Source organism: Bosea sp. AS-1 (assembly GCF_002220095.1).
GTDB lineage: Bacteria > Pseudomonadota > Alphaproteobacteria > Rhizobiales > Beijerinckiaceae > Allobosea.
The window spans coordinates 1,026,392-1,046,645 of sequence record NZ_CP022372.1; the positions used below are offsets into that span (position 1 = coordinate 1,026,392).

At 63.2% G+C, this 20,254-nt stretch carries 17 protein-coding genes; 16 read left to right on the top strand and 1 reads right to left on the bottom strand.

Annotated features, from left to right (window positions below):
- Window positions 1-35: 35 nt before the first annotated feature.
- From CE453_RS06430 to CE453_RS06500, 15 genes are all read left to right on the top strand, one after another.
- Complete coding sequence (locus CE453_RS06430) at window positions 36-1,490, top strand: exopolysaccharide biosynthesis polyprenyl glycosylphosphotransferase (RefSeq protein WP_089173831.1); 1,455 nt, start codon at window positions 36-38, stop codon at window positions 1,488-1,490.
- Window positions 1,491-1,508: 18 nt separating this feature from the next.
- Window positions 1,509-2,822, top strand: coding sequence for a glycosyltransferase family 4 protein (locus CE453_RS06435; protein ID WP_089173832.1), 1,314 nt, complete (start codon window positions 1,509-1,511; stop codon window positions 2,820-2,822).
- The gene (locus tag CE453_RS06440; protein WP_089173833.1) at window positions 2,823-3,836 is read left to right on the top strand and encodes a glycosyltransferase family 2 protein; all 1,014 of its coding nucleotides are present in this window, start codon (window positions 2,823-2,825) and stop codon (window positions 3,834-3,836) included.
- Window positions 3,837-3,857: 21 nt separating this feature from the next.
- Window positions 3,858-4,811: an O-antigen ligase family protein gene (locus CE453_RS06445; RefSeq protein WP_089173834.1), complete on the top strand. Its 954-nt coding sequence runs from the start codon at window positions 3,858-3,860 to the stop codon at window positions 4,809-4,811.
- Between the two features lie 497 nt (window positions 4,812-5,308).
- Window positions 5,309-6,877 (top strand): Wzz/FepE/Etk N-terminal domain-containing protein, encoded by a 1,569-nt coding sequence (locus CE453_RS06450; protein ID WP_089173835.1) that lies wholly within the window; start codon window positions 5,309-5,311, stop codon window positions 6,875-6,877.
- Between the two features lie 47 nt (window positions 6,878-6,924).
- The gene (locus CE453_RS06455; RefSeq protein ID WP_198302283.1) at window positions 6,925-7,758 is read left to right on the top strand and encodes a glycosyltransferase family protein; all 834 of its coding nucleotides are present in this window, start codon (window positions 6,925-6,927) and stop codon (window positions 7,756-7,758) included.
- A gap of 2 nt (window positions 7,759-7,760) precedes the next feature.
- Entirely contained in the window at window positions 7,761-8,414 is a 654-nt protein-coding gene (locus CE453_RS06460) for a PIG-L deacetylase family protein (RefSeq protein WP_089173836.1), read from the top strand.
- A gap of 19 nt (window positions 8,415-8,433) precedes the next feature.
- Window positions 8,434-9,891, top strand: coding sequence for a lipopolysaccharide biosynthesis protein (locus tag CE453_RS06465; RefSeq protein ID WP_089173837.1), 1,458 nt, complete (start codon window positions 8,434-8,436; stop codon window positions 9,889-9,891).
- Window positions 9,892-10,113: 222 nt separating this feature from the next.
- Window positions 10,114-11,268 carry a CDP-glucose 4,6-dehydratase gene (gene rfbG / locus CE453_RS06470; protein ID WP_089173838.1) on the top strand — a complete coding sequence of 385 codons (1,155 nt, stop codon included), beginning with the start codon at window positions 10,114-10,116 and terminating at the stop codon, window positions 11,266-11,268.
- Window positions 11,269-11,515: 247 nt separating this feature from the next.
- On the top strand, window positions 11,516-12,556 hold the full coding sequence (locus tag CE453_RS06475) for a glycosyltransferase family 2 protein (protein ID WP_089173839.1): 1,041 nt from the start codon (window positions 11,516-11,518) through the stop codon (window positions 12,554-12,556).
- Between the two features lie 614 nt (window positions 12,557-13,170).
- On the top strand, window positions 13,171-13,926 hold the full coding sequence (locus tag CE453_RS06480; protein ID WP_198302284.1) for a response regulator transcription factor: 756 nt from the start codon (window positions 13,171-13,173) through the stop codon (window positions 13,924-13,926).
- A gap of 300 nt (window positions 13,927-14,226) precedes the next feature.
- Window positions 14,227-15,192, top strand: coding sequence for a 1-aminocyclopropane-1-carboxylate deaminase/D-cysteine desulfhydrase (locus CE453_RS06485; RefSeq protein ID WP_089173841.1), 966 nt, complete (start codon window positions 14,227-14,229; stop codon window positions 15,190-15,192).
- A 137-nt stretch (window positions 15,193-15,329) separates the two neighbouring features.
- Entirely contained in the window at window positions 15,330-16,352 is a 1,023-nt protein-coding gene (locus CE453_RS06490) for an amino acid ABC transporter substrate-binding protein (RefSeq protein WP_089177743.1), read from the top strand.
- A gap of 184 nt (window positions 16,353-16,536) precedes the next feature.
- Window positions 16,537-17,709 carry an amino acid ABC transporter permease gene (locus CE453_RS06495; protein WP_089173842.1) on the top strand — a complete coding sequence of 391 codons (1,173 nt, stop codon included), beginning with the start codon at window positions 16,537-16,539 and terminating at the stop codon, window positions 17,707-17,709.
- 1 nt (window position 17,710) lies between these two features.
- Window positions 17,711-18,820, top strand: a complete 1,110-nt coding sequence (locus CE453_RS06500) for an amino acid ABC transporter permease (RefSeq protein WP_089173843.1) — start codon at window positions 17,711-17,713, stop codon at window positions 18,818-18,820.
- A gap of 39 nt (window positions 18,821-18,859) precedes the next feature.
- Here the strand turns inward: CE453_RS06500 and CE453_RS06505 are convergent, their stop codons facing one another.
- The gene (locus CE453_RS06505) at window positions 18,860-19,144 is read right to left on the bottom strand and encodes a hypothetical protein (protein WP_157732922.1); all 285 of its coding nucleotides are present in this window, start codon (window positions 19,142-19,144) and stop codon (window positions 18,860-18,862) included.
- Window positions 19,145-19,515: 371 nt separating this feature from the next.
- Between CE453_RS06505 and minC the strand changes: the two genes are divergently transcribed.
- Window positions 19,516-20,250 carry a septum site-determining protein MinC gene (gene minC / locus CE453_RS06510; RefSeq protein WP_089177744.1) on the top strand — a complete coding sequence of 245 codons (735 nt, stop codon included), beginning with the start codon at window positions 19,516-19,518 and terminating at the stop codon, window positions 20,248-20,250.
- The last annotated feature ends 4 nt before the right edge of the window (window positions 20,251-20,254 follow it).

A 20,254-nucleotide genomic window follows, 5' to 3' on the forward strand; every position in this document is an offset into this window, starting at 1 on the left:
CATTTCGATGGGCAGCGGCAGCATCTGGTGAGCTGATGTCGACCAACGCTATTTCTCCCCAGGCACGACATGTCCCCACGGCCACGCTGGCTCATGGGACGCAGGTATTTTGGACTGTCGTGGTCGCCAGCCTCGAGATGATCGTGATCGTCGCCTGTGCTTATGGCGCTTTTCTCGTGTATTCGTTCGTAGTCTATGATGTGATCTTCTTCCGCAGCGACTATGCGCTGGCTTCCATTGCGGTGGGAGCGCTGTACGTCGCCCTGTGCATCGCCGACAACCAGTACGACCTGCTCGGCCCGCAATGGAATGAGCACAGCTGCTCGCGAGGCGGGGCGGCGCTCTGCCTGTCATTCGTCGCGCTTTTGACGACCGGCTACCTGACCAACAGCCTCGGCGGCTATTCCCGCGGCACGTTCCTCGCGCAGCTGCTGGCGACGCTGCTCGGTCAGGTTGCCATCAGGGCAGGGCTCAGGCAGGTCATCGACCGGGTGCGCTGGCATGGCCAGTGGCGTCGCGAAAGCATGGTGGTTCTGGTCATGCCCGGTGCCCGAGGGGTCGGGCATGTTCGGGCCCGGCTGGCTGCCAGGCACGAGCATATCCTGCGCTGGTATGATTTTCCTTCGGTGCCGGACGGTGCCGGTGGGAGTGCCTCCTTGGAGGTACAACTTTCAGAGATCCGGCGCGAATGCCGGGCGTTGCCGATCGACGCCGTGCTCATCCTGTTCGGCTCCGACAACATGGAAGTCGTCTCGAAGAGCGTGGAGACGCTGTCGGAACTGCCCGTCAGGATCCAGCTTCTGCCGATCGAACTGGCAGAGCTCATGCGGCGCAGCCGCGTCGGCAACTACGGGCATCTGCGGGTGCTCGAATTGTTCTGCGGGCCGTGCTCGTTGCGGGACCGGTTCCTGAAGCGTGCCTTCGATGTCGCCGCCGCATCGGCGTTGCTGACGCTTCTGTGGCCACTGTTCGTCGTCGTCGCGGCCTTGATCAAGCTCGATACGCGCGGTCCGGTTCTCTTCAGGCAGACGCGGCTCGGCTTCAACAACGAGCCGATCCAGGTCCTGAAGTTCCGCAGCATGAACTGCCTGGAAGAGGCGCGTGACGGGTTTCGCCAGGCGGTCAGGAACGATCCCCGCGTGACCCGGATCGGCCGGGTGCTGCGGCGCACCAATATCGACGAGTTACCCCAGCTGTTGAATGTCCTGCGGGGCGAGATGTCACTCGTGGGGCCGCGGCCGCACGCCGTGGCCCACAACCATATGTTCGCCGACCAGATCCGCAGGATGTTCCGGCGGCACAACGTCAAGCCCGGGATGACGGGCTGGGCCCAGGTCAATGGCCTGCGCGGCGAGACCGACACGTTCGAGAAGATGCAGAAGCGGATCGAGCACGATCTCTACTACGTCGACAACTGGTCGTTCTTCTTCGACCTGAAGATCCTGGTCTGGACGGTCGTCTCGAAGCGCGCGCGCATCAATGCCTATTGAGCGAGAAGGGAAACCTTGATGCGGGTCTGCTACTTCGTCTCCGAATATCCTGCGGTCTCGCACACGTTCATCCGGCGCGAGATCGCCGAGCTCGAGCGGAACGGCATATCGGTCTTGCGTGTTTCGCTCCGAGGTCATGACCGCAGGCTGGTGGATCCGGACGACATCAGCGAAAAGGCCCGTACGCGCTATATCCTCGACGGCGGCAAGGCCAAGTTCCTCGCGGCGCTTGCGGGCGCCTTCGTGCGGAGGCCGCGCGCTCTGGCGAAAGCCGCATGGGCCGCCATCAGGATGATGCGGCGCTCGAGCCGCCCGGCTCCGTTCCACCTTATCTACCTCGCGGAGGCGCTCGTTCTCGCGCGCTGGGTCGAGGAAGAGGGCATCGAGCACGTTCACGCGCATTTCGGAACGAATGGCGCGGAAGTCGCCATGCTGTGCCACCTGCTGACGGGCGTACCCTACAGCTTCACCGTGCACGGCCCGGATGAGTTCGACAGGCCGGAATATCTCGGCCTGCCCGCCAAGGTGAAGCACGCGGCCTTCGTTTGCGTGATCAGCTCGTTCACCGGCAGCCAGCTCTGCCGCTGGATTCCCCCGGAGGCCTGGAAGAAGATCGAGCTGGTGCGCTGTGGGCTCGACGCTGATTTCCTGAACGCGCCGCCATCGAAGAGCGTCCCGAAATCCCGACTCGTGGCCGTGGGCCGGCTCAGCGAGCAGAAAGGGCATCTGATCCTCCTCCAGGCTCTCGCACCCCTCGCGCGCGAGGGGCTCCCGTTCAGGTTGACGTTGGCGGGGGATGGCCCGCTGCGGCCGCAGCTCGAGCGAAGCATCCGGGAGCTTGGGCTCCAGCAACATGTCGAGCTGGCGGGCTGGATGAGCAATGCCGAGGTGCGCACTGCGATCCGCGAGGCGAGGGCCCTGGTGCTGCCGAGTTTCGCGGAGGGCTTGCCGGTCGTCCTGATGGAGTCCCTGGCACTCGGCCGCCCCGTCGTCGCCACCCACATCGCAGGGATTCCGGAGCTGGTCGCCGACCGGGACTGCGGCTGGCTCGTTCCCGCGGGAAGCGTCGATCGACTCGCCGACGCGATCCGGCAATGCCTGAGCGCGCCGGACTCCGTCATCCGGACGATGGGGAGCTCGGGGCGAGCGCGTGTGCTGGAGCAGCACGATGTCGCGCGCGAATGCCGGAAGCTGGCAGCCCTGTTCAGGGCCGGGCGGCAGGTTGAACAGGCGCCGGCCGAAAGCGTCGAGGCGATTGCGGACGTCGCGGATGCGCGCGGCGCAGCCCTCGTCGGCAGGCATGCCGCCATCACAGTGATGAGGAGCGCCTGAGTGGTCGAAGTCACTGTCATCGTTCCAACGCACAACCGTCGGCGGATCCTGCCGCAGGCGGTCCACTCGATTCTGCGCCAGCAGGGTGTCGCGATCGAACTCGTCGTCGTCAACGATGGCTCGACCGATGGGACCGCGGGCTGGCTCGACTGTCTCGCCGCTCGCGACCCGCGGGTAAAAGTCGTGCACCATGCCGAGCCGCGCTTCATATCGGGCGCGCGCAATGCCGGTATCGCTCACGCTGCGGGACGATGGGTCGCCTTCTGCGACGATGACGACCTCTGGGCTCCGGACAAGCTGGCCTTGCAGCTCGCGGCGATGCGCGACAATGCGGCACGATGGGCCTGCACCGGAGTGGCGGTGGTCGATGAAGGGTTGCGGATCGTCGGGCATCACCATGTCGAGGGCGGCGATGTACTGGCGGGTTTGCTCGCGAGCAACAGCATCCCGACGGGGTCCACGGTGATCGCCGAGCGCGATCTCGTGCTGGATGTCGGAGGCTTCGATCCTGCGCTGCGTGGCTCCGAGGATTGGGATCTCTGGATCAGGCTGGCCCTGCATTCGCGGTTGGCCGCGGTCGACCGGCCGCTGATCGCCTATCGCCTCGGTCGGCAATCGCTGTCGATGAACGTCGAGCCGATGCGAGCGGGCCGTCGGACCATCGCCCAGCGATATGCCACGTTGGCGGCTGCTTATGGCGTGGAGTCGGATGAAGCCGGACATGAGCGCTATCTCGCAAGGCAGCTTCTGCGCGCCGGCGCACGTGGACCGGCAGCTTCCATCTTCACCGCCCTTGCACTCAGGCACGGCCGGTGGCGCGAGCTGCCGCGGGCCGCCGCCGCACTGATTGTACCGCGCTTGGCCGATCGAATCGGACAGGGCCGGGCGGCCGCGGCCGTTCCCGCGACCTGGCGCCAGGACGTCGAACTCTGGCTTCGGCCGATCCGCGAGGAGAACCAGGCTATTCGGCATGTCGCCGAAGTGTGGGGTGAGGGCAGGGAGCTCGAAGCATGAAGCCGGCGCCGGGCTCCATCGATGCCGTCCCCGGGCGAGATGCTTCCGTCGGCGGCCGATCGCATCTGGCGGACGAGTTCCGTTCGTGAGGTCAATGTCGAGGCGATCTGGAGGCTGCTGCGGGGCGCTGCATTCGACACCCTTCTGATCCGCACCTCGTCCGACCCCATCTTCAATCTGCTGGGCGGGGATGCCGGCGGCGCGTCGATGGGAGTGGGTGCCCTGTTCAATGTGCTGGCGATCGCATCGTCGATCCCACCCTTGCTCTATGCCTTTGTCGACATCGCGCGGGGGGTGTCCGATCTGGACGAATTCCGCCTGCAGAGCACCTTCTCACACGCGAACATTTATGCCTTCTACCTCGGGCTGGTGCTGGGGCTGGGGCTCTATGTCAGGTCATCGCAAATTGTTCAGGTATCGGGGCGGGTCCGCACGCTGGTGACGCTCTACCTCCCGCTGCTGATGATGTTCCTCCTGCTCACCAAGACGCGCAGCGCCTGGGGTGTCTGCGGGGTGATGTTCCTGGTCTACGCTCTCAGGATCGACCGCCGGTTCCTCGCTGGCCTGCTGCTGGTGCCAGTGATCTTCATCGTGAATCCCAGCCTGATGGATCGGCTGACGGACGTCACGGCCGCGACGGAGGTCGACAGCTTTTCACAGCTCAACGACAGCAACCGGCTGAATTCCTATGTCTGGCGGCAGGCGCTTTGGGAATCCGCCATCCCGGAGGTGCTGGAGCAGCCGGTGCTCGGTCATGGTCTCGAATCCTTCAAGCCCGCGACGCCGAGCTTCTTTCCCCTGGTCAGCCCAGAAGGCATCGACGGCCATAATTTCTACCTTCAGATGAGTTTCGAGCTGGGGCTTCTCGGCTTCCTCGCCCTGATCTGGCTGCTTGGCTGCGTGGCATGGTGTCTCGCGAAAGGACTGCGACGTGTCTCGCGAAAGGACTGCGACGCGACCCGCCCGGCCTGCTGATCATTTCCTGTATCCTGGTCGCCTATATGCTCGAGTCCTATTCGGACAACATGCATTTCTACCTGTCGTTCAATTGATATTTCTGGTTCGTCATGGGCACGATCTATGTGTGGCTCTGCCGGGACATGGCTTCGGCTTCGACCGCCAAAAGTGGTCGAAGAGACGCATAGCGATCGCAACTCCTTCGGCTGAAGCCACTACCGCCGATCCCAGCTTGCGGGATCCGAAGCACGGGGCCGGTGGCGCGCGTGCTCTCGTCGGGCAGGGCAGACGATCTCAAGACCCGTTTTGAAGCCAGTGCTGCAGGAACGGCAGCGGATCCCCTTGCGTTGATTTCGTGAAAGCCACTGCGGGCGGACATCGCCAGGTGGGGGAGGGCGCCAGCGAACTGGCCTCGCACGGCATGGCTGCTTCGGCAGAATGTGATCCCCCCCTTCGCGAGTCTGTCGAGCTGAACCGGGCGCCGGAAACGGGCCCCATTTTGATCGAAGTGCACGATGGACACGAGAAGTCGCCCGCAGGTCATCCAAAGCACGGAAGGGTTCGATGGCCAGCTCGATGTGCGGCCGCGCCCCTCCTTCGGTCTGGGAAGCCTCAGGAGCCGCAAATGGCTGCTCGCTCTTGGCTCCGCGGCCTGCCTGGCCATTGCCGCCCTCTATATCCACCTGCGTCCGGCGACATACACCGCTTCCAGCCAGCTGCTGATCTATATCAGGCAGGTCCTGACAGGCCCGGACCAGGCGATCCTGCCGGGGCGAGCCGATCTGCCGATGGTCCAGAACCAGATCGAGTTGCTGCGCTCCGGGAATGTCCTGGCCAAGGTCGTGGAAGCGCTGAAGTTGGCCGAGGATCCTGAATTCGCGGGCCCTCAGTCGTCGTCCTCCGAAGTGCGAAAGGCTGGCCAGCAGCAGGCCTCTCCCCAAGCCGTGACAGGCAACTCCGCCTTTCGCGCAGCGCTGGGAGAGCTGAAGGGCAAGCTCAGCGTTCGCCAGGTTGGCACGAGCCACATGGTCACGGTGAGTTTCAGGGCCTCGGATCCCGAGAAGGCGGCCCGCATCGTCAACATGGTGGTGCGAACCTATCTGCAGGAGCGCGCGCGGGCTTCGGATGCCGCCTCGTCCAGGGCGCCGACCTTGCGCGAGATCTACCAAAGCCTCGGCCCTAGCGCCCAGGTGGTTTCGGAAGCGGAACCGCCGATCCGGAAGGATGGACCTCCGGCGGCGCTGATCCTCGCGGCCGCCGCCCTATTCGGCCTGGGCGCGGCGAGCGCCATCGCCCTCCTGCTCGACCTGATCGACGATACGATCCGTAGCGAGCACCAGATGGAGTACGTCCTCGGCCTGGAGTGCCTCGGTGTTGTTCCGCGTTTCCCCGGGGTCGGCGACTGGGCCGAGGACGGCGCTGCTCTGCGTTTGCTCGCATCGGAGCGCCCGGTGCTGCGACGTGCGTCCGCGATGGTGCAGGACTCTGCTTCGGCTGGGCCCCAAACCATCGGCGTGACATCGGTTTTACCCGGAGAAGGCACGACGACGCTTGCGATCAGCCTCGCGAAGACGGCTGTCGCGGCCGGAAGGCGGGTGCTGCTGGTCGATGCCGTGCCGGATGACCCCTCGCTTTCGCGGTGGATCGCGAGCCTCTCGCAGGACCCGCCACCCCCGGGAGCGCACCCGCCGACCGAAGCGCTCGAGGGCATCGTTGCGGTGCAGCCCGGCCTGGACGTCCTGCCGCTCGCCGAGCGGCTCGGCGGTGGGGATCGCCTGTTGCCGCGCGGCCTGCTGGAAGCAGTTCTGAGTGCTGCGGAAAGTTCCCACGATCTGGTCATCGTCGACCTGCCGGCACTGGTCGCCGGCCCTCAGGTGCGGGCTGCGGCCTCGGCGCTCGATGGCTTTCTGCTCGTGGTGAAATGGGGGGCGACCCCGTCCGAGCTCGTTCGGCAAGCTTTTCGGTCGGCCGGCGAAGCTCGGCTCAAGTTCATCGGCTCCATCCTTGCCATGGCCGATGAAAAGGCGATGCAACGTTATGGATATGAGCTTCCCGCGGAATTGAAGGCTGTAACGGCAACCTAAGTCACGGTGCCCCAGGTTTCGGGCGGGGACTGTAAAGGGAGAGGGTCATGAAGGTCGTACTTTTTTGCGGCGGCATGGGCATGCGGATGCGGGGATATGTCGACGATGTCCCGAAGCCGATGGTGCAGATCGGATCGCGTCCCATCCTTTGGCACCTGATGAAGTACTACGCCCATTTCGGCCACAAGGACTTCATCCTCTGCCTGGGCCACAAGGGTGGCGCCATCAAGGACTATTTCCTGAAATACGACGAGTCGATCTCGAACGACTTCGTCTGGTCTCGTGGCGGCCGGAAGATCGACTTCATCAACCGCGACAGCGACGACTGGACGATCACCTTCGTGGAAACCGGCCTGCACGCGACGATCGGCGAGCGCCTCAAGGCCGTCGAACCCTATCTGAAGGGCGAGGAATACTTCCTTGCGAATTACGGCGACGGCCTCAGCGACTTGCACCTTCCGACGATGATCGACGAGCTGCAGCACAGCGATGCCGTCGGTTCGCTACTGCTGGTGCAGCCGACGGCAAGCTTCGACCTGGTCAAGACGACGCCGGCGGGCAAGGTCGCTGAGGTCGTGGCGCTGAGCCAGTCCGACATCTGGATCAATGGCGGCTTCTTCGTCTTCCGGAATGCGATCTTCGACTACATCAACCCGGGCGACGAACTGGTGCGCGAGCCGTTCGCGCGGCTGATCGAGCGCCAGGCCCTGCTGGCGCACAAATGCACCGGATTCTGGCAGTGCATGGATACCTTCAAGGACAAGCAGCGTCTCGAGGAGCTCAACGACACCAACCCGCCGTGGAAAGTCTGGAGGGAATGCGCCGGCGTCCCGTATCCGGCAATGGCGAAAGCGGCTCCCACGATGACGCAGGTGGCCTGACCATGCTGCGGCTGAAACCCGATGGAGCCGGTTCCTCCCCGCTCCAGATCCTGTGCCTCGGCTGCCACTCCGACGATATCGAGATCGGCTGTGGCGGCACGGTACTGCAGATCGCGGCGGAGCATCCGGATGCCGTATTTCATTGGGTCGTGTTCAGCGCGAACGGCGTGCGCGCCGCGGAAGCGGCGAGCGGGGCGCGGCAATTCGTCGACCCCGCCCGCATGAAGCGGGTCGTCCTGAAGAATTTTCAGGACGGATACATGCCTTTCGTCGGAGCCGACATCAAGAACGTCTTCGAGGAAATCAAGCGGGAGGTGTCTCCAGACATCATCTTCACGCATAATCGCCACGATTCTCATCAGGATCACCGGCTGATCGCCGAGCTGACCTGGAATACTTTCCGCAGCCATCTGATCCTGGAATACGAGATCCCGAAATATGATGGTGATCTCGGGCAGCCCAGCGTCTTCAATGCGCTGTCGGGGGACACCTGCGAGAAGAAGGTCGACCTGATCCTCGATACCTTCAAGTCGCAGGGCAACAAGCATTGGTTCGACCGCTCGACCTTCATGGCGCTGATGCGGTTGCGCGGCATGGAATGCAATGCACCGAGCGGATATGCGGAAGCGTTCTACGCCCGCAAGTTGATGCTCTGAACCGGTGATCCGAAATGACATGCAGGATCTGAAGAGCAGGACCGTCCGGGCTGGACTCATCACTGTCGGCTCACGCGGGGTCGGCTTCGCGATCCGTGTCCTGGCTCTGATGGTCATGGGCCGCTTGCTCACGCCGGAGGATTACGGGCTGGTCACGATGGTGACGGCCTTTACGGGCATGCTGAACATGTTCGGCTGCTTCGGCCTGTTTCAGGCGGCGATCCAGCGCGATGCACTGAGCGAGGACGAATCGTCCTCGCTGTTCTGGCTGAACATGGCCTGCGGCGCCCTGCTCACGCTGACCGCCATCTTGTCTGCGCCGATGGTCAGCGCATTCTATGGCGAGCCGCGTTTGCTCGCGATCATGGACGTGATCGCGTTCACCTTCGTCATCACGGCTGCCGGCATCCAGCATGGCGTGCTGCTCCAGCGGCGCCTGTCGTTCGGGGTGGCTGCCCGGATCGAGATCGGCTCGCTGCTGATCGCGACGGCGGTGTCGGTGGGAATGGCGATGGCGGGCTGCGGCTATTGGGCGATCGTCTCGATGACCATCACCCTGCCGCTGGCCACGACTATCGGCCTGTGGCTGTTGACCGGCTGGATCCCGGGCCGGCCGCGGAGCAGCACCGGGCTCGGCTCCATGCTGCGATTTGGGGGCGGGACGACGTTGATCGGCTTTCTGTCCTATCTCTCGACCAATATCGACAAGCTTCTGCTCGGTCGTGTCTGGGGCACGGAAGCGACCGGCCTCTACAGCCGGGCCTTCTATCTCATCAATTTCCCGACCGAAAACCTCAACACGACGATCGGCGAGGTCGCATTTGCAGCGCTGTCCCGAACCAGGGGCGATCTCGATCGTCTCCGGCGCTACTTCCTGAAGGGTTACTCGCTGGTCGTGACCCTGACCTTGCCTCTGGCGGCCATATGCGGACTATTCGCCGACGATCTGATCATGGTGGTGCTGGGGCCGAAATGGACGAGCGCCATCGAGATCTTCAGGATTCTTGCGTCAACGATCCTGGTGCTAGCGATCTCCAACCCGCTCGGCTGGTTGCTCAATGCGCTTGGCCTGGTGAAACGCGGTGTGCAGATCGGGCTGTTCTCAACCTCGGTCATGATCGCGGGAATCCTGGCCGGGCTTCCCTACGGACCACGCGGCGTCGCGATAGCCTATTCATCCGTCATGGTGCTCAAAGTGATCCCGGTTTCGGTCTGGGCGTTGCACGGCACGGGTGTGCGTTTTCGTGCGTTCGTAGGGGCGCTGGCGAGTCCCTTGGCCGCATGCGCGATTGCCGCGTCGATCGGCTTCGGGGTACATCGTCTGTGTGCGCCGGCGCCGCTGGTGCTGCGTCTCCTGCTGGATGTCGGCTCGTTCGGCGTGGCCTATCTCGCGGCGCTACTTACGATTGCGGGCGAGAAGGCGCTCTATCTCGATCTCTTCCGTTCCGCGAGAGCGCGCGCCGATCAGATTGCGTGATGCTCTCTATGGCACGGGCATTGGCTGCCTCAGCCGTTCGACACGGCGCGCGAAGCCTTCCCAAGCAAACCCATGAAGCGTGACAGTTTCCCAGCCGGAACCTGGGTAATGCGGCGGACATTATCCACGTACAGAGCCTGAATTCCGGGGGGCGGGGATGCGCTTTGCAAAGGGGATGCTCTTCGTAAAAGCGGATGTTCGCTGCGTGGGGCCGGGACAGCCATGCTGAATCGCTCTTTCTGGCAAAACCGCAAGGTGTTCGTTACCGGGCACACCGGTTTCAACGGGGCTTGGCTTTCGCTCTGGCTGGAGGCGCTGGGCGCCGATGTCACCGGCTACGCGCTCGATCCGCCGTCGGCGCCCAGCCTTTTCGAACAGGCGAAAGTGGGGGAATGCGTCCGTTCGATCCTAGGCGACGTCCGCGATTTCGCACATCTCCAATCCGCACTCGCCGCGTGCAATCCCGATGTGGTCATCCACATGGCGGCCCAGTCGGTGGTTCGCCGGAGCTATGAGGCGCCGGTCGAAACCTACGCCACGAACGTCATGGGGACGGTTCACCTGCTGGAGGCGGTCCGCCGGCTCGACCGCCCTTGCGTCGTGGTCAATGTCACGAGCGACAGATGTTATGAGAACCGGGAGTGGGTCTGGGGTTACCGCGAGAGCGACCCGATGGGTGGTCGCGACGCCTATTCGAACTCCAAGGGTTGCGCGGAGTTGGTGACCGGCGCCTATCGCGATTGCTATTTCGCGCCGGAGATGTTGTCCCGACACGGGGTGGCGCTGGCCAGCGCCCGGGCAGGGAATGCTATCGGCGGTGGCGATTGGACGGCGAGCCAGCTTATCCCCGACCTGATCCGGGCCTTCCAGGACCGCCGTCCCTGCCGTATCCGCAACCCCACGGCGATCCGGCCCTGGCAATTCGTCCTGATGCCGCTCCACGGCTACCTTCTGCTTTGCGAGAAGCTTGCCGAGGACGGTGCCAGCTTCGCCTCGGGTTGGAATTTCGGGCCAATGGAAACCGATGCCAGGCCGGTTTCCTGGATCGCCGACAAGCTCGTGGCATTGTGGGGGGACGGGGCTTCCTGGACGCTGGACGGGACGGCCCATCCGACCGAAGCGCAATTGATGCGCCTCGACACTTCCAAGGCGCGGACGCTGCTCGACTGGCATCCGGTGCTGCAGCTCGATCAGGGCCTGCTCTGGACAGTCGAGTGGTACGAGGCGTTCCAGATGGGAAAGGACGTCCAGTCCCTCACACGCAGGCAGATCGAACGCTATGAATATTTGCTGCAGGACGACGCGGAGACGCACGCCGTTGCAGCGCGCCGGTTGAAGGCTGTCCCCGCTTCCCTGCTCTCGGCTGCAGACGGCTGATCCGGAGATTGAACCAGGACACGAAAGAACGCGCACTCATGCCGAACGCTGCTGTACTTGGAGTTGGGGTGGCTGGATCGGAGGTAACGCTCTGCTTCGCGGTGCTCGCCGATGCCCGCGAGGCACAGATCCCCGCCGTAAGGTGTGCTGCGCATTTTCCTATGCCAGCGGCAAGGTTCACTGATTTGTTCTTGGATATCGCCGGAAATTGTCCAGAGAAGATGAGATAACAACGAAGGTGGGCGCGATGAACAAGAGCAGCAGCCCGTTGGTAAGTATGGTGACGCCTGTACGCAACGGGCAGAAATTCCTGAGAGAGTGCATCGAAAGTGCACTGTCGCAGACATATGAGAATTGGGAATACATCATCCTCGATAATGCCAGTGTGGATGGAACGCTCGATATCGTCGAGGAATATCGGCGCCGCGACAACAGAATTCGTGTCTTCAGCAATGACAAGGCACTGCCGAGCATCGCCAATTATAATCGAGCGTTCGACCTCATCTCCAGGAATAGCAAGTATTGCAAAGTCATCGCTTCGGATGACTGGATTTACCCGGAATGCCTCGAAAAGATGGTCGGCCTGGCCGAAACCCACCCATCGATCGGGATCGTCGGCGCGTACCAGCTGAGCGGAGGGCAGGATATCTGGTATGTCCGGAACGCCGGCTTGTCCTATTCGCAGTCCATCGTTTCGGGGCAGGATATCTGTCGCGCTCAACTGCTCGGCATGCTGAGGGTCTTCGGGAATCCGACCTCGGTCATGTACCGGTCCGATCTCGTGCGGAAGACCGACGCATTCTTCCCAAACCCGACGCAGGAGGCGGATACCAGCGCATGCGTGAAGCATTTAAGGCATGCGGATTTCGGCTTCGTGCACCAGATTCTGACGCATGAGCGCATTCATTTCGACCGGTTGACGACCCGCTCTCTCGAAAGCAACGCCTATCTGTCGGCGGAAATCAGCGACTGTCAGGAATATGGCGACTGGTACCTTTCCCAGCAGGAAAAGGCGGCGCGGATCGGTGAGTTGCTGGAGGAGTACTATGCCTATCTGTCCGCTAGTGCTTTCAAGTTCAAGGACAGGGCGTTCTGGAATTATCATATCGGGCGATTGCAGGATCTCGGGCATCGGTTCGACGCGCTGAAGCTGTGCAAGGGTATTTCCGGCAGGGCGGTCGATTCGATTTTGAATCCCAAGGGAACAATCCAGACGATCAGCAAGCGCATTCGCCTGTATTACCTGTTCAGGAGCGCGCAGGCGCCGTCGAAAGGCGGCTGCCGCTGACGCAATGCCTCCCAATTAACCACAGTCGGGATGCGCTTTATTCGCAGTGGATTGCGCTACTGTTCCAGGCTGTTTAGGGGCTTGATGCAGACGTGTTCGATATGAGTTTCCCGCAAGCGTTAATGATTTGCTAATCAACTTGCCGTCGAGGCAAATTTTAGGTAACTTTGGTTCTGGAAGGTGCCGGCAGATCGCTTTCGGTTCGATCTGAACATTCATGTGTTGCGGGCATTTCAGTGGTTTACAGCGTTTTTCAGCATTTGCATCTGCGTAAGGTGGCAGGGGCCGCTCTTGATAAGGGCGAACCTGCAAGGGCCGCGCAGGGTGTCGCGGCGCAGAGCGCCACGGCTCGTTTCCTACCAAAATGCACCAAGGATGGAAGCGCGTCTGGCGCGGTGTCCTATCGCGTCGGTCTTTCGCGTATTTCGACGTCGCGTTTCTTGAACCCGACAATGGAATGTGTCGCACGCGCGACACGATTTCGCGTCGAGCCGCGCCGAAGAGGAACGTGGGCGGGTTCTTCAACTTCGGTGGATCCGCCGAATTTCATGCATTGTTGAATTCATAGGGAGAGGGGGGACTGGGATAAATTATCTGATTACCGGGAGAGTCCTATGAAGGAGAACAGGGCCTTTTGTGTCGTCATTCTAGGGAAATACTCGCTGATGAAGGAGGGTATTTCCAGAGTATTGCAAGCGAACGATTTTCGTGTCCTTACATCAAATTCTTGCTCCGAGCAGATCAAGCTCAGGACACGTGCGCCTAAAACTCTGTTCCTGATCGTTCACGCCGATGACGAATTCGGTGACGTCGTTGCCGAGATCGAGCTCCTGAGGGAACAGTATCCGGAGGCCTATGTCGCCGTGGTGGCCGAGCATTATGGCCCGGACGAGCCGGCGCTGGCATTCAAGGCCGGCGCCGCCGGTTACCTGGTCAACGCCATTTCTTGTGATGCCTTCGTCAAGTCGATCGAGCTGCTGATGCTGGGAGAATCCATTTTCCCGCCGGCGTTTCCTGCGCCCGCGCCGGCCGTGAAGGCACAGCGTCGCTCGAAAGCCGCTACCATCGCGTCGCACGAAGACGAAATATCGGCAGCGTACACCTCTCAGGAGGATACGGCGGCGCCTCTGCTTTCTCCTCGCGAGACAGCCATTCTGCGCTGCCTGATCGAGGGGGATTCCAATAAATTCATCGCGCGGAAGATTGATATCACCGAGGCGACGGTGAAGGCTCATGTCAAAGCCATCCTGCGCAAAATTCGCGTCCAGAATCGAACGCAAGCCGCGATCTGGGGAATGAACAACGCGCTGCTTCTGCTGCCGGCAAACAGCAATTCCCTGCTTACTGCCGCCAGCACGGAAAATGCGTAGCCGAGGCTCCGACAAGCCCCATTCTGTGAGGTGTCTGTCTCAGGCCGCGCGTTTTCGCGCGATGCCGCCTTGCCGCCGGCACGAAGCGAGCCGGCAGGACCCGTGGTTCGCTGGGGATGAGTGCAGCGTGAGGCTTCCGGCAAAAGTGCCCGCAGCGGAACGCTTCCCCCAAACGATGTATTCGACGGCGCAGGGCTTTCCACCTATCACGCCAACAGCCGAGCTTTCGCAGCTGTAACCGTGCTGCCTTGCGACACGGCGAGCTGCAGCTTCGAGCGGGGCCGTTGGGAGACAAGCCACATGCTGAGCGCGTTTTCGCGGATCGACCTCGTTGGCGGCTCGACCGCGCTCGAGCCGATGCGGCGCATTGGCCAGGCGGTCGGGCATCCGCAGCTCTGGGTGAAGCGCGATGATTGCATGCCGCTGGCTTTCGGCGGCAACAAGGTCAGGAGCCTCGAGTTCTGGCTCGGCGAGGCACAGGAACGGGGCTGCGATATGCTTGTCGTTGCTGGCGGGCTCGCTTCCAATCAATGTCGCCTGGCGGCTGCTGCAGCGGCGAAGGTCGGCCTCGACGCGCTGGTGCTGTATGCGGGGGACGTCGCGGTCCCGCTGCGTGGTAATGCGTTGCTGACACAGCGGCTCGGTGCGCAGATCCGCCGCCTCGGCCCCGTCAGCGAAGAGGAACGCGGACGGCTGGCGCGTAAGGCCATGCTCGATCTCGCTGCAGCCGGGCGCCGGCCTTATCTGATCGGCGATCCGATTCGTGGCGCGCTCGGTTATGTGCGGGCTGCCAGCGAGCTGGCGGAGCAGGCCGAGGCCATCGATCTCGACCTGCGCCATGTCGTTCTGCCGGGTTCCATGGGCCCCACCGAGGCCGGCATGATCTATGGCGCGGCCACGCTCGGTCTGCCCTGGAACTTCCATCTTCCCAGCGTCGAATACGAGGCCGAGGGGCTTCGGCGCCGGCTTGAGGAGATCGTCGCTGGCCTTGCCCGGCTCGTCGGTCGAGAGCCGCCGTCGGGCTGGCTCGACCGTGTGAGCATCGATGTCCGGCAGCTCGGCGAGGGTTACGGTATCCCGACGACCGCCTCGTTACGAGCGGCCGGGCTCTTCGCCGAATGCGAAGCCTTGATCATCGAGCAGACCTATGTCGCCAAGGCCTTCTCAGGGCTGTTGGGCTACGTAGAGGATGGAAGCATCCCGCGCGACGAAGCGGCCTGTATCGTCCATACGGGCGGCACGCCTTCGCTCTTCGAGCAAGGCTGACGAGCCGCGGCATCGCTCGGCCGCTGCGGCGCGAGTTTTCCCCGCACGCAGCCCCTTGCGGTCGCATTCGGCCCCCAATAGGCTCCCTTCGCAGTGCCGACAACAGGCACGCCCAAGGGGAAACGCCTATGCCAAAGATGTTCACCAAGCTGGTTGCATTCGGCCTTGCCGCGGCTGCCTTTTCCGTCTTCGCCGCGCCGGCCTCGGCACAGGCGACGCTCGAAGCCGTCAGGAAGCGAGGCAAGATCCTGTGCGGCGTCTCCCCGACGGCCCCAGGCTTCTCCTATGCCGACGACAAGGGCGTGCGCCAGGGCTTCGACAGCGATATCTGCCGCGCCGTGTCCTCCGCCGTCTTCGGCGTACCGGACAAGGTCGACTTCGTCCCGCTTAACACCAATGTCCGCTTCCAGGGGCTGCAATCCGGCGAAGTCGATCTGTTGTCGCGCCAGACGACGCTGACCTTCTCGCGCGATGCTTCGCTCGGCCTCGATTTCGCGCCCGTCGTCTTCTATGACGGCCAGGGACTGATGGTTTCAAGCAAGCTCGGCGTGAAGAGCGCGGGGGAGCTGTCGCAGGCAGCGGTCTGCATCCTGCCCGGCACGACGACGCTGCAGAACCTCGAGGACTACTTCAAGCCGCGCAACATCAAGTATGAGGCGGTGGTCTTCGAAAATCCCGATGAGTGGCGCAACGCCTTCTTCTCCGGCCGTTGCGATGTCATCACCACCGATCGCTCTGACCTTGCTTCGGTGCGCGCCATCGCCAACGATCCCAAGCAATACGTTATTCTGCCCGAGACGATCTCGAAGGAGCCGCTGGCGCCGGTCGTTCGTCAGAACGACAGCAACTGGCGCGACATCGTCTCCTGGACCGTCAACGCGCTGATCGCGGCCGAGGAATACGGCATCACTAAAGACAACATCGACGAACAGCTGAAGAGCAAGGACCCTGAGGTGCAGCGCCTGCTCGGCGTCAATGGCGATCTCGGCAAGATGCTGAATCTCGACAACAAATGGGCCTATAACGCCATCAAGCAGCTCGGCAATTACGGCGAGCTCTTCGAGCGTCATCTGGGCGAAAAGACCCCGCTCGGCCTGAGTCGTGGTCCGAACCAACTCTGGACCAAGGGCGGGCTGCTCTACTCGCCGCCTTTCCGGTGATTTCTGCTGCTGCATCGGACCGAGAAGTGGCTTCCACTTCTCGGAGGATCCGATGCGGTAGCGAATTCAATGATCGCCGTTGTCGCGTCCGATCGGACGCGCGGCGATCTGGCGTGCGTTCCCTCGATTGAACTGAACCGCCGGTCGTTCTGCGGCCGGTGCGTCTCCGGCACGGAACTGCCCGATGGCCTCATCTACATCCAGCCCGCTGCGGCTGCTCTATGACCTGCGCGTGCGTGCGGTGCTCTATCAGGTCGTGGCGGTCGCGCTCGTCCTTGGCGTCGGCTTCTATCTGTTCGGAACGGTCTCGCGAAAGCTAGCCGATCAGAACATCGCGACCGGCTTCGATTATCTTTCGCGGCCGGCCGGCTTCGTCATCAGCCAGTCCTTCATCAGCTATGATTCCGGCAACACCTATGGTCGCGCTATTCTGGTCGGTTTGCTCAACACCGTCTGGGTCTCGGTTTTCGCGGTCATTCTGTCGAGCGTGCTCGGTCTCGTCGTCGGTCTCGCGCGGTTGTCGCGCAACCCGCTGCTGTCCTTCCTCGCGCTGCTCTATGTCGAGGCGCTGCGCAATGTGCCGCTGTTGCTCTATCTCTTCCTCTGGTACGCGCTGATCGTCGCGGTCTTTCCGCCGGTGCGCGAGGCATGGCAGATCCTGCCCGATGTCTTCCTCAGCAATGGCGGGCTCATCCTGCCGTCGCTGCGCTGGTCCGCCGCCCATAGCGGCGTAGCGGCCGCGCTCGCGCTTGGCATTCTGCTGGCCTTTCTCGTCGCGGCCCATTTTCGCCGCCGAAGGGTCGTGTCCGGCCACAGCCGGATCGCGTGGCCCTATGTCCTGGCCGCGCTCGTCGTCCCGCCGTTCCTGGCGCTCCTGCTGTTCCAGCCCGATCTGGTGGTGAACTGGCCGGAGAAGGGCCGCTTTCGCATCACCGGCGGTCTGCAGGTCACGCCGGAGTTCACGGCGCTGCTGGTCGGGCTCGGCCTTTCGGCTTCGGCGGGCATTGCCGAGATCGTGCGCGCCGGTATCCTCTCCGTCGGGCGTGGGCAATGGGAGGCGGCGCGCTCGGTCGGGCTGCATGACGGGCAGACCATGCGGCTCGTCGTGTTGCCGCAAGCGCTGCGCGTGATCGTTCCGCCGCTGACCAGCTCCTATCTCTCGACCTTCAAGAACTCATCGCTCGCCATCGCCATCGGTTACCCCGATCTGGTGATGGTCTCCAACACGACGATGAATCAGACCGGCCAGGCGATCGAGGGCATCGCGATCTTCATGCTGGTCTATCTCGGCATGTCGATCACGATCTCGCTGCTGATGAACTGGTACAACGCCCGCGTCAGGCTGGTGGAGCGCTGAGATGGCCGACCTGACCAACATGGCGAGCTTCGGAACCGTCGAACGCGAGGAACCGCCGCGACCGCGCGGGGCGTGGTTCGCGACGCTCAAGCCCTATGTCGGCTCGCCGCTCAATGCTGTCATCACCCTCGCTTGCCTGTGGCTGATCTACCGGGCGGTCACAGGCGCCTGGGGCTGGCTCGTCACGCGCGCCGTCACGGAAGGCGGGCCGCAGGCCTGCAAGGTCGGCCACGGCGCCTGCTGGCCCTTCCTGGCCACCAAGCTCCGCTTCATGATCTTCGGCTTCTACCCGTATGAGGAGCATTGGCGACCGGGGTTGGCGATGCTGCTGTTCCTCGCCGCGATGATCGTCTCGATGATGCCGCGCTTCTGGTCGCGCCGGCTGCTCTGGCTCTGGCTCGGCGTAGTCATCATCTGCGGTGTGCTGATGTATGGCGGTGTGTTCAGATTGCCGGTCGTTTCGACCACCAGCTGGGGCGGCCTGCCGCTTTCCTTCATGCTCTCCTCGATCGGGCTCGGCTTCGGCTTCGTGCTCGGCGTGCTGCTGGCGCTGGCGCGCTCGTCGAAGCTGCCGGCCATCCAGGTCATCGCCGTCATCTTCATCGAGATGGTGCGTGGGGTGCCGCTGGTCTCGATCCTGTTCATGGCCTCGGTGATGCTGCCGCTGTTCATGCCCGACGGCGTGACCATCGACAAATTGCTGCGGGCCCAGGTCGCGATCATCATCTTTGCCGGCGCCTACATCGCCGAGACGGTCCGCGGCGGCCTGCAGGCCGTGCCGAAGGGCCAGCACGAGGCCGCCGCCTCGCTCGGCCTCGGCTACTGGTTGTCGATGCGCAAGATCGTGCTGCCGCAGGCGCTGAAGATCGTCATCCCGCCGCTGGTCAACATCTTCATCGGCTTCTTCCAGGACACGACGCTGGTCACCATCATCGGCCTGCTCGACTTCCTCGACACGGTGCGTTCGGCGATGCGCGACCCGGTTTGGCAGGGCATCGCCGTGCTGGAGGGCTATGTCTTCGCGGCACTGGTCTACGCCGTGTTCAGCTACGGCATGGGCTCCTATAGCCGCTTCATCGAGCGCCGCCTCAAGACCGACCATCGCTTGTAGAGCTCGCGGCAGGAGCGGTGGTTCATAGAAGGCGTGGGGTCACCTTCTGTTTCGGCAGAGGGCGGCTTCGGTTTTGGTGGCGTCGCGAATGATGCGCCGGGCGGTCACCGGCGGGCCTTGACCGCTGTCGATTTCGCCGCCGAAAACGATGCTGCCGTAATAGGTGCCGCTGACATCGTTCACGCGCTTTCGTTCCGCATCGGTCAAGCGATCCAGCGCGGCATCAGTCCGCGGCAGACGCTTTCCGGAGGGCAGAAGCACGACATCCCGGGCCGGGCAGGGTGGCTTGAAGCAGCGCAGGCCGTTGTCGCAGACGACGAACATCGTTTCGGCGCAAGCGGGTTGCCAGAACAGGGCGAGTGTGGCGGCGACGATGGATGCTCTCATGCTGTCTCCTCATCCTCATCGACCCGAATCGCAGCGGGACGATTCTCCGGGCTTTCCACAGGCATTCTGCCAGCGTCAGCGCTGCAGATGAGCTGCCCCACCTCGGAACGCCATCCCGAGGAGGCCTGTGACAATCGGGCAAAAGGCAGGGTTTGTCGTCGTTCATTCGGCTGATCGGGGCGGCATGGCGCCTCGCCGAGCGGTGGGCCGGAGCTCTGCCGTGAAGGCTCCGACCCCCTGACGCCGTGGCGATTTACGATCTGTTAACCATTCCATCGATACACCGAAGCAACCGAAAATTTACCAAGATAACCGACGTGTTAACTCAACCCCGGCCTATCCGCCTCAAGGGGCGGTCCTATCTCGCGCTCACGCTGACCCCGGAGCTGCCCTTCGAGGATTGGCTGGTGCGGCTCGACGATCTGGCGTCGCGCTCCGCCGGCTTCTTCCTGCGGCGCCCCGTCGTGCTTGATGTCACGGGGCTCGACATCGATCGGGCGGAGCTGCGCGAGTTCGTCGGCAAGCTCGGCGCCCGGCAGGTCCGGATCATGGGAATCGAAGGCGCTTCCCCGGCGTTGCTCGGCTCGGATCTGCCGCCGGCGATGGCCGATGGCCGCCCGACTGCGGATATCGAGCCTCCGGTCGCCACCGAAAGCGCGAAGGCCGAGGTCGTCGAAACCGTCGAGCCCGTGCTGCCGTCCCCGCCGAAGGCCGTGCCTTCGATGATCGTCACGCAGCCGGTGCGCTCGGGGCAGTCGCTGGTCTTCCTCGAAGGGGACATCACCGTGATCGGCTCTGTCGCCTCGGGCGCGGAGGTCGTCGCGGGCGGATCGGTCCATGTCTACGGAACCCTGCGCGGACGGGCGATGGCCGGCACGATGGGCAATAGCGAGGCGCGCATCTTCTGCCGCAAGCTCGAGGCCGAGCTGGTCGCGATCGACGGCTACTACAAGACGGCCGAGGACATGGAACCGGAACACCGCGGCAAGGCCGTGCAGATCTGGCTCGAAGGCGAAACGTTCAAGGTCGGCACGCTCGCCTGAGCCG

Coding starts and splice junctions, on each gene's coding strand:
- CE453_RS06455 (WP_198302283.1), top strand. CDS start 6,925: ATGAAGGTCGTACTTTTTTGCGGCGGCATGGGCATGCGGATGCGGGGA.
- CE453_RS06505 (WP_157732922.1), bottom strand. CDS start 19,144: ATGTTCGTCGTCTGCGACAACGGCCTGCGCTGCTTCAAGCCACCCTGC.
- rfbG (WP_089173838.1), top strand. CDS start 10,114: ATGCTGAATCGCTCTTTCTGGCAAAACCGCAAGGTGTTCGTTACCGGG.
- CE453_RS06495 (WP_089173842.1), top strand. CDS start 16,537: ATGGCCTCATCTACATCCAGCCCGCTGCGGCTGCTCTATGACCTGCGC.
- CE453_RS06445 (WP_089173834.1), top strand. CDS start 3,858: ATGCCGTCCCCGGGCGAGATGCTTCCGTCGGCGGCCGATCGCATCTGG.
- CE453_RS06475 (WP_089173839.1), top strand. CDS start 11,516: ATGAACAAGAGCAGCAGCCCGTTGGTAAGTATGGTGACGCCTGTACGC.
- CE453_RS06465 (WP_089173837.1), top strand. CDS start 8,434: ATGCAGGATCTGAAGAGCAGGACCGTCCGGGCTGGACTCATCACTGTC.
- CE453_RS06485 (WP_089173841.1), top strand. CDS start 14,227: ATGCTGAGCGCGTTTTCGCGGATCGACCTCGTTGGCGGCTCGACCGCG.
- CE453_RS06450 (WP_089173835.1), top strand. CDS start 5,309: ATGGACACGAGAAGTCGCCCGCAGGTCATCCAAAGCACGGAAGGGTTC.
- CE453_RS06480 (WP_198302284.1), top strand. CDS start 13,171: ATGAAGGAGAACAGGGCCTTTTGTGTCGTCATTCTAGGGAAATACTCG.
- CE453_RS06435 (WP_089173832.1), top strand. CDS start 1,509: ATGCGGGTCTGCTACTTCGTCTCCGAATATCCTGCGGTCTCGCACACG.
- CE453_RS06460 (WP_089173836.1), top strand. CDS start 7,761: ATGCTGCGGCTGAAACCCGATGGAGCCGGTTCCTCCCCGCTCCAGATC.
- CE453_RS06500 (WP_089173843.1), top strand. CDS start 17,711: ATGGCCGACCTGACCAACATGGCGAGCTTCGGAACCGTCGAACGCGAG.
- CE453_RS06490 (WP_089177743.1), top strand. CDS start 15,330: ATGTTCACCAAGCTGGTTGCATTCGGCCTTGCCGCGGCTGCCTTTTCC.
- CE453_RS06430 (WP_089173831.1), top strand. CDS start 36: ATGTCGACCAACGCTATTTCTCCCCAGGCACGACATGTCCCCACGGCC.